Raw genomic sequence first — 7,405 nt, forward strand, 5'->3', positions numbered from 1 at the left:
GGCCAAGGCAGCGTCTTTGCGGAAATCGAACAGCACATATTATTCGGCTACAGGGTGCGGAGGAAGGCCATCAGGTCGGGCTGATCACGCCATTGTTTTTGTACTTCGGCATTGCCTTGCACTTCGCATGTCGCCAGCGCCCGCGCCTTTGTTTCCAGGTTGATCTCGGCATAGATGTTGGTCGTCTCCAACGACACGTGCCCAAGCCAGCCGCGTATCGTATTGATGTCGACACCGGCCTGCAGTAGTAGCGAAGCGGTTGTATGCCGAATCACATGTGGGTGCACATTCTTGCCGGCGAGTGACGGCGCGCTGGCTGCAGCACGAATAGCGCAGCGCTTCACCAGAGCATGAATGCCGGAGCGCGTCATCGTCTGGTGGAACCGGTTGAGGAACACAGGTTCGGCGGGCCCTGCCTTCAGTCTGTGAGCGCAACGCCTCGATTGTGGATTTCCAGAGCGGGCAGCGGCGATGTTTGTTCCCCTTGCCGACGATGCTGGCCGAACGCGTGTGCCAGTCAATGTCGCCAATCCTGAGCTGCGCGGCTTCGCTTGCACGCGCTCCTGAATTAAACATGAAGAGCAGTAACGCATGTTCGCGCTGCCCCTGTGCTGTATTCATGTCAGAGGCTGCGAGCAGGGCGTCCATTTCCTGCCTGCTAAGGTAGCTGATCTCCGGCCGACTGGTTCTCTTGACGGGAATCAGATGAATCTGTGCCCACCATTCGACGTATTCCGGTGCATGTTCGCCGATGAAACGAGCCAGCGCATGGATGCCGCCGAGCCGCTGATTTCGTGTGCTGACCATACAGTGGCGCTGTTCTTCCATGTGCGTCAGGAACAGGCGGACCATTTGCGCGGAGAGATCATCAACGCTCAGGCGGTCGATCCGTTTGTCGACCTTGGCCAGATACGGAAGCAACAGCATGAGCATGTCGCGGTAACTTTTTTGCGTATTGATGGCAAGGTTACGTTCGCCCACCAGATACTCGATCAGGAACCGCCGGATCCACGGACCCAGCAGAGATGAGTTATTCATGATGCACCTCAAGGAAGTAAGTTTCAAAGCGCGTGCCCGCTTCATTCAGCAACTCGGGCGTCAGAGTGAGGTAGCGCTGGGTGCTCGCGAGATCGATGTGGCCGAGATAGGTGGCCAGTTGCGGTAACAACAGTTGCAACTCCACGCCACCGCGATACCAGGCGATTAGCCGGTGCACTGCGCCTGAGTGCCGCAAATCATGCAGCCTCGGCTGGCAGGACGCACAGCCTTCGCGTTGGATGTTTGCCAGGGCGCGCTGTCGCTGAAAGGCCTTGCACACAGCTTTCTGGGTCACAGGGCGACCATCGCGGAAACAGAAGAACGGCGCAGCCGGTGCCTGCCCAAATCTCTGGTTGCGTTGCCGGGCATAGGTTCGCATCGCACTATTCAGATCTGCGCCTAGCGGAACCAGCCTCGATTTATAGAATTTGCTCTCGTGCACATGCAGGACGGCTTCGTCGAGATTGACGTCCTGCATGGTTAGCCGCAAGGCTTCGCCATGGCGCAGGCAAGCGCCATACAGAATCAGAATGAGTGCACGCAAAACATATGCATCCAGCAGACCGTATGGACTGCATGCCGCCGGAGCCACGTCGAGCAGGTGCTTTAATTCCTGCTGCGAATAGATATAGGGTATCAGCGGTGGCGGCAATTCCGGACTGTAGGGAGAAAGTGGAGAAGCCGAGACATGCCCACGCGAGAGGGGCAAAACGAAACAGGCAGTCAAGTACCGACCTTCTCTTGCGCCAATGGTTAGTCAGCGGCCTGTTGCCAGTCAGGAAGTCATGTACATGCCTGAGCGTGACCGACGTCACATCAATGTTGCCATCAACCCGGCGGCAGAATGAGGCAAGCGTGGCCGCTTCGGAATCAAAGCGCATGCCCAACGCCCGTTTGTGGCTCACGTATTGGGCGACAACTTCGGAGAGCGTCATAGCAAACTCCCCAGATCGATTTCGGCCACACGCCTCAGTCCGCTCAGGTCAACCTTCGCATAGGTTCTCGTCGACGAAGCGCTGCGATGGCCGAGATGATCGCCGATCTCCTTCAGGGCAAAACCAGCATCGAGTAAGTGCCGGGCATTGGCATGCCTCAGGCAATGTGCGCCACGCCGCGGGATGTCGATGCCAAGCACTGCGAGACGCGATCGGACAATGTCGCTTACGCGCGCAGGTGACAACGGTCGGATCGGCGCCTCAACCGACAGGAACAGCTCACGATGAGCGCTTCGTGGACGCGCCTCCTTCAAGTAACGCAGAATGGCATTCCCAACTGTTGCCACCAGCGGATATTGCTGTGTGCAACGCTGCTTGGGACGATGGACATGAAGGATCTCGCCGCACCAGTCTATATCCTCCAGACGGAGCAGTACCACCTCGCCGCGCCTCAGTCCGTAGACAACCAGCAGCATGATCATCGCACGGTTGCGTAGATCGATCGCACTGTCGCCGACAAAACTGGCGACGAATCTTTGCACGTCATCCCAATCTGGCCCGAGCGGCAAACCCTCCTCCCTATACACCACGGGTGCTTCAATGCCGCACGCAACGTTGGTGGCCCAGCCTTGTCCTTCTGCATACCGGAAGAAATTGCGCAGCGTGCTCGCAAGCGCGTGCAATGACACTCTGGACCAGCCATGGTTGCCCTGGTACGCGAGGTAGGTGTCGACGTCGTGGATAGTGAGAGCATCAATTGCCCTGTCAGGGCGGCAGACCATCGCCAGAAAATGACCGATCTCATCACGACAGTTTGAAATCGTAGCAGGAGAGAGTCCTCGCTGGTCGCGCATGAAATCGACGTAGTGTTCGACATAGCAAACAAATGGTTCTCTCGTGGGATGCCGTTCCTCCAGACGCCCCAGAAAACACAGCCAGGCCGTGGCGGTATGGATGAACAGAAGCCGCGAGCTGCGGGACTCGTTCGTGCGCTCACTTCGAACGAGACGAATCCGGTGGTCAACCGCAAACGCGATTTCCTCGTGCGTTATTAACCGCGGGCGGGACAGATCCATGCTCTGCGAAAAAACCAGCAGGACCCACGCGATCTTGCGGATCGACTTAGGCGGATAACCCAGTTCCTGACAATGTACGAGGAAGCGTTTCCTGGATTCCACGCAGGGTGCGAGCGTGTGGGCAGCAAGAACATGCGGACGCGTAAAGAGAGTCTCAAACATGATATTCCCCCAATGTTGATCAGTGGAATATCAGTATCAGCCTGAAATTATGTCGCCATAGACGCGTCAACCTGACAGGCAATACAGGGTCATTAAGAGGCACCGCGACATTTTTTTTACCACACCATACTCGTGACCCATGCCACGGTTGTTGCGTGTGCCTTCCATCCCGTAGTGCTCGAGTAGCGCCGCATAGCGAACCGTGAAGTCTTCCTCTTCCTGCAGATTCCTGAAGGCCGCTGACAGGCTGTCGGAGCGGTGTTCGCGTGGGCAGCCGCCGGCCTGCCACAGCGCATTCTGCAATCCCGTCGCGAGCGCCTGGAAGCTCTCACCACCATCGACAACACCGGCGTATTCCCAGCGCGAGAACGCCAGCACGAAGTGATACAACAGGTGGTTAAACGGGACGCCGCCAATCGTTACGCACAACTTGTCCATGTGCGTGAAGTCCGACAGGCCTCGCGCGCCTGGCTGATACGTTTGAGGGAAGAACACTTCCTGGTTCGGCCCTTCGAGCGCGCGCCACTGGCTGACATGTCGCTCAAACGTGCGCCGCATGCTGTCCGGAAAGCGCTCGGGATGGTCCTCCTGCAATTTGCGCAGCAGGGTGATCGCCTTCAGCTTTGGCGCAGCGCGTAGCAATGGGACCACTTCGCTCTCCCAGACATCGGCGAACGGATCCGGGCGCGAGCGCCAGTAGCGCCGGGGCTGCTGTGACGGTAGTCCGGCTTCGTGTTCGACACGCCGCGCCGTGCGCTCGCTCATGCCTGACTTCGCCGCAGCGAGCTTCTGCGGATGGTGTTTGCGATGGTTCATGTAGAGGCGGACCTGCTGGTCGGTAATGCGGCTTCCAGACATGGGCTGACCGCCTCTTTTTAGGTTCAGTCAGCCATCCTAAGCCTCGCCGATCCGGCGCCGCCGGCAGTTCGTCGTCTCCGGCGGCTACGCCGCCTCCGACTCCTCACTACCGGCCAAGATGAATGTCGCAACACCGGACGTAGTCATTGTCGCCCCCCAATCAACCCGATCGAAGGCTTTCTTGGCGACGACATGGCTATGGTAATTCGCCCATCCTCGTAAAACAGGATTGAGCAGCTTCACCAGGTTCGCCTGTTTAGCCGTCTTGTTGGCCTTGATGATTTCACGAATTTTGTCAAGATGTGCCTTGACGTTCGCTTTCGACGGCTTCATCAGTAGCTTGCCGTTGTACTTGCGAATGTTCCATCCGAGGAAATCAAACCCATCCTTGATGTGCGTTATCCTGGTCTTTTCTGGTGATAGGACCAGCCCGCGTTCCGCCAGGAATTCAGCTACTGCCGGCCTGACTTCATGTTCCAGCCACTCCTTCGAGTGGCCGGTAATAATGAAGTCGTCCGCGTAACGCACCATGTTCATTTTCAGTCCTCTCGGCTTCGCCCGCGGGAATTTTTCCGCTAGCATAGCTTCGAGGCCATCGAGCGTCATGTTGGCTGCCACCGGGGAAATAATTCCCCCTTGCGGGGTGCCGGCGTCAGTGGGGAAGAGTTCGTGTTGATACACGTATCCCGCTTTGAGCCACTTCTTTAGAACCACCTTGTCCGTGGGGATATTGGCAATCATCCAGTCGTGGGAAATTTTGTCGAAACAGCCTTGAATGTCGGCCTCCAGCACCCATTCCGCACTCGCCTTTTTTGCCAGAGAAATGAAGCATTGTCCCCCAGCGTCAGCAGTAGAGCGTTCCGGTCTGAACCCATAAGAGTTCAGATCGGCGGTGGTTTCCGCAACGGGTTCCAACGCCAGCAGATGTAACGCCTGCATGGCGCGGCATTTCATCACGGGTATGCCGAGCGGCCTCGTCTTGCCGTTTTTCTTCAGAATAAAAACTCTCCGAAGTGGAAGGGGCGAATAATCCCGCCTCTTCAACGACGCAATCGCGTTGGCCTTTGCCGCCGGTGTTTTCCACGTTACCTTGTCCACACCGGGGGTGTTCCTGCCTTTGTTTTCAGTCACCCGCTTCACGGCTAATGCACGGCCGCTGAACGAATGGGTCAGCAGCCATTGCAGTGCTTTCACCCTGTTATGGCGGCCGGCCTGTACCGCCTTCACCATACGCGATTGCAGCCTCCTTACCTGACGTTGAACATCGGCCCAATTGATGCCGGTCCACGCCACGCCCGAAGGTGCACGCGCCCGTGTTGCTGCGCTCATTTGCTTTCCTTCCGTTTAGATGGTTCTGCAAACTCTCTGGTGAGGAGAGACCACGAGGAAGTCTGCCCGCTTTCGCGTCGGGTGATGTTGCAACGGCGTTGTCAGGTTGTTGGGGTCGTCGCGTAAGATGGCGCGATGAAGAAATCAAAATCGCTGTATCACGGTCACCGTTTCCCCGCTGGTGTTATCAGTTGCGCCGTGCGTTGGTATTTTCGCTTCCAGTTGAGCTTGCGCGACATTGAGGAGTTACTCTTCGAGCGCGGCGTGGTCGTGACGTACGAGACGATCCGATGCTGGTGCGACAAATTTGGTGCAGGCTTTGCTCACCGCGTGAAAGCGGCCCGACGCAAGACAGGCAGCACCTGGCATCTCGACGAGATGTTTGTGACGCTGCGCGGGGAGCCTTACTTGCTTTGGCGCGCGGTTGATGAACATGGCGCCGAGCTCGACATCCTGTTGCAGAAGCGACGCGACAAGGCCGCCGCCAAACGCTTCTTCAAGCACCTGCTTCGTTCGTGTCCGGTGCCACGCAAAATCGTCACCGATCAGCTGCGCAGCTACCCGGCCGCGAAGGCGGACATCCGCGAACTGGCCAACGTCAAGCATGTGTTCGTTAAGGCGTCGGCCCGGTTAAACAACCGAGCCGAGAACAGTCATCAGCCCACGCGCGAACGTGAGCGTCGCATGCGGGGCTTTCGTGAGCATAAACGCATGCAGGCATTTCTATCGAGCTTTGGTCCGATCCGGCAGCACTTCGCGCTCAAGCGACATCTGCTGCGTGCTTCGCTGTACCGCAAACAACTCAGCGAACGCTTTGCCGCGTGGCATCGATTCACTGAGCTCACCCAAAATCCGTCGACTGGTTTCTGAGCGATTGCCAGTTATCCTGAAGTCCGCCTGAATACGGCAAGTTGACAAAGCCGGAGATAGTGCTGCCCGAGCCCAGCGCATTACCCGTTGCTCCTGCGTCGCACCAAGCGTACGTGGGCGGCCTGTGCCCTTGGTCGATCGTAGCGCTCCCACGGCCTCGCGCCTGCGCCCTAATCTCGTACGCCCACGAGCGATTCATCCCAAACGACGCGGCAACTTCATTTGGATCCTCGCCTTCAGCCATACGCTGAAGTGCAAGGATAGGCGTCTCTTCGAGCGTATTGTGAGCCAGGCTCCGGCCATCTCGTTTCATGGGTGATGTTCTCAATAGCGATCGCTCAGGCACAGACCATCTGTCCGCAAATTCCTGACTTATGAGTAAGAATCCAGTTCGCGACGTTAGAACGGTCGCCTGAATCCCTGCCAGGGTTGAGAAGCGCCCCTAGGGTATTCGGCAGGATTTGCAGCACAGCGGTCATTGGAATGGCCGCGATGCGGGAAGCACGGACGGTAGCAGATGGCCGATCCAGGAAGTCCGAAGCCTCTCCGTGAGCACGCGTCGCTGCGCCAGTCCCCGACTTTCGCGGTCGGTCCCGAGCGGTCTCTCGACAGGTTCCACAGCGGTCACTGGTTCTTAAATCAGCAGAACTGACCTTATGCGTTCGGCCATTTGGTTGAGGATCAACCATTGGCGACTCACTTCGCACGTGTTCGCGTCATCGCGCGCCACGTGTGCTTCGTTCCCCGCTGTTCAATCGCTGTTTTGGAGGGAATTAGCGACTAGCGAACACGTCGATCGCAGCCATATGTGCAAGAGCCCATATCTCTCGGAAGAGAGCGACCGGGTTGGCAATGCGTCTGTGGACGGTCCTTCGATGGAGCGGATCAACTCTTCCGCTACGGGCTGTTTAAAACAGCCGGCGCTTGCGCATACAGAGGACTGGCCGAACCCGGAAGTACTGACTTCGCCAGTTTCCTCCTTATTCCACCCTGATGTCGTCCGCCGGACGAGGCATCTTAGGCGAAGTTGACAACTGCGCGTCCGCCTCGTGGCCGATGCCCCGACTTCCCGAGGCCGTTGAACAATGCGGCGGATCCGTGCGCCAGCGTAATCACGATCACACGCCGCACTTACGT

The 7,405-nt window shown here is 57.7% G+C and carries 4 protein-coding genes and 3 pseudogenes; 1 reads left to right on the top strand and 6 read right to left on the bottom strand.

Annotated elements, in window-relative coordinates:
* Positions 1-47 precede the first annotated feature (47 nt).
* The 5 genes and pseudogenes from PQR27_RS39175 to ltrA form a co-directional block, all read right to left on the bottom strand.
* Positions 48-1,083 (bottom strand): annotated as a pseudogene (locus PQR27_RS39175) (tyrosine-type recombinase/integrase).
* A complete protein-coding gene (locus PQR27_RS39180) occupies positions 1,031-1,765 on the bottom strand; it encodes a tyrosine-type recombinase/integrase (protein WP_408528961.1) in 735 nt (244 codons plus the stop codon). The pseudogene PQR27_RS39175 and the gene PQR27_RS39180 overlap by 53 nt, the downstream one beginning before the upstream one ends.
* Before the next feature lie 204 nt (positions 1,766-1,969).
* Complete coding sequence (locus tag PQR27_RS39185) at positions 1,970-3,211, bottom strand: tyrosine-type recombinase/integrase (RefSeq protein WP_046564875.1); 1,242 nt, start codon at positions 3,209-3,211, stop codon at positions 1,970-1,972.
* A 96-nt stretch (positions 3,212-3,307) separates the two neighbouring features.
* A pseudogene (istA, locus tag PQR27_RS39190) lies at positions 3,308-4,069 on the bottom strand (IS21 family transposase); the annotation flags it as partial.
* Positions 4,070-4,153: 84 nt separating this feature from the next.
* Positions 4,154-5,398: a group II intron reverse transcriptase/maturase gene (ltrA, locus tag PQR27_RS39195; RefSeq protein ID WP_459251670.1), complete on the bottom strand. Its 1,245-nt coding sequence runs from the start codon at positions 5,396-5,398 to the stop codon at positions 4,154-4,156.
* A 135-nt stretch (positions 5,399-5,533) separates the two neighbouring features.
* Here ltrA and PQR27_RS39200 point away from each other — a divergent pair, with 135 nt between their 5' ends.
* Positions 5,534-6,268 (top strand): IS6 family transposase, encoded by a 735-nt coding sequence (locus PQR27_RS39200; protein WP_408528962.1) that lies wholly within the window; start codon positions 5,534-5,536, stop codon positions 6,266-6,268.
* A gap of 72 nt (positions 6,269-6,340) precedes the next feature.
* Here PQR27_RS39200 and PQR27_RS39205 read toward each other — a convergent pair.
* A pseudogene (locus tag PQR27_RS39205) lies at positions 6,341-6,581 on the bottom strand (IS630 family transposase); the annotation flags it as partial.
* Positions 6,582-7,405 lie beyond the last annotated feature (824 nt).

The organism is Paraburkholderia fungorum (genome assembly GCF_046027215.1).
Taxonomy (GTDB): domain Bacteria; phylum Pseudomonadota; class Gammaproteobacteria; order Burkholderiales; family Burkholderiaceae; genus Paraburkholderia; species Paraburkholderia fungorum_D.

Coding starts and splice junctions, on each gene's coding strand:
- ltrA (WP_459251670.1), bottom strand. CDS start 5,398: ATGAGCGCAGCAACACGGGCGCGTGCACCTTCGGGCGTGGCGTGGACC.
- PQR27_RS39185 (WP_046564875.1), bottom strand. CDS start 3,211: ATGTTTGAGACTCTCTTTACGCGTCCGCATGTTCTTGCTGCCCACACG.
- PQR27_RS39200 (WP_408528962.1), top strand. CDS start 5,534: ATGAAGAAATCAAAATCGCTGTATCACGGTCACCGTTTCCCCGCTGGT.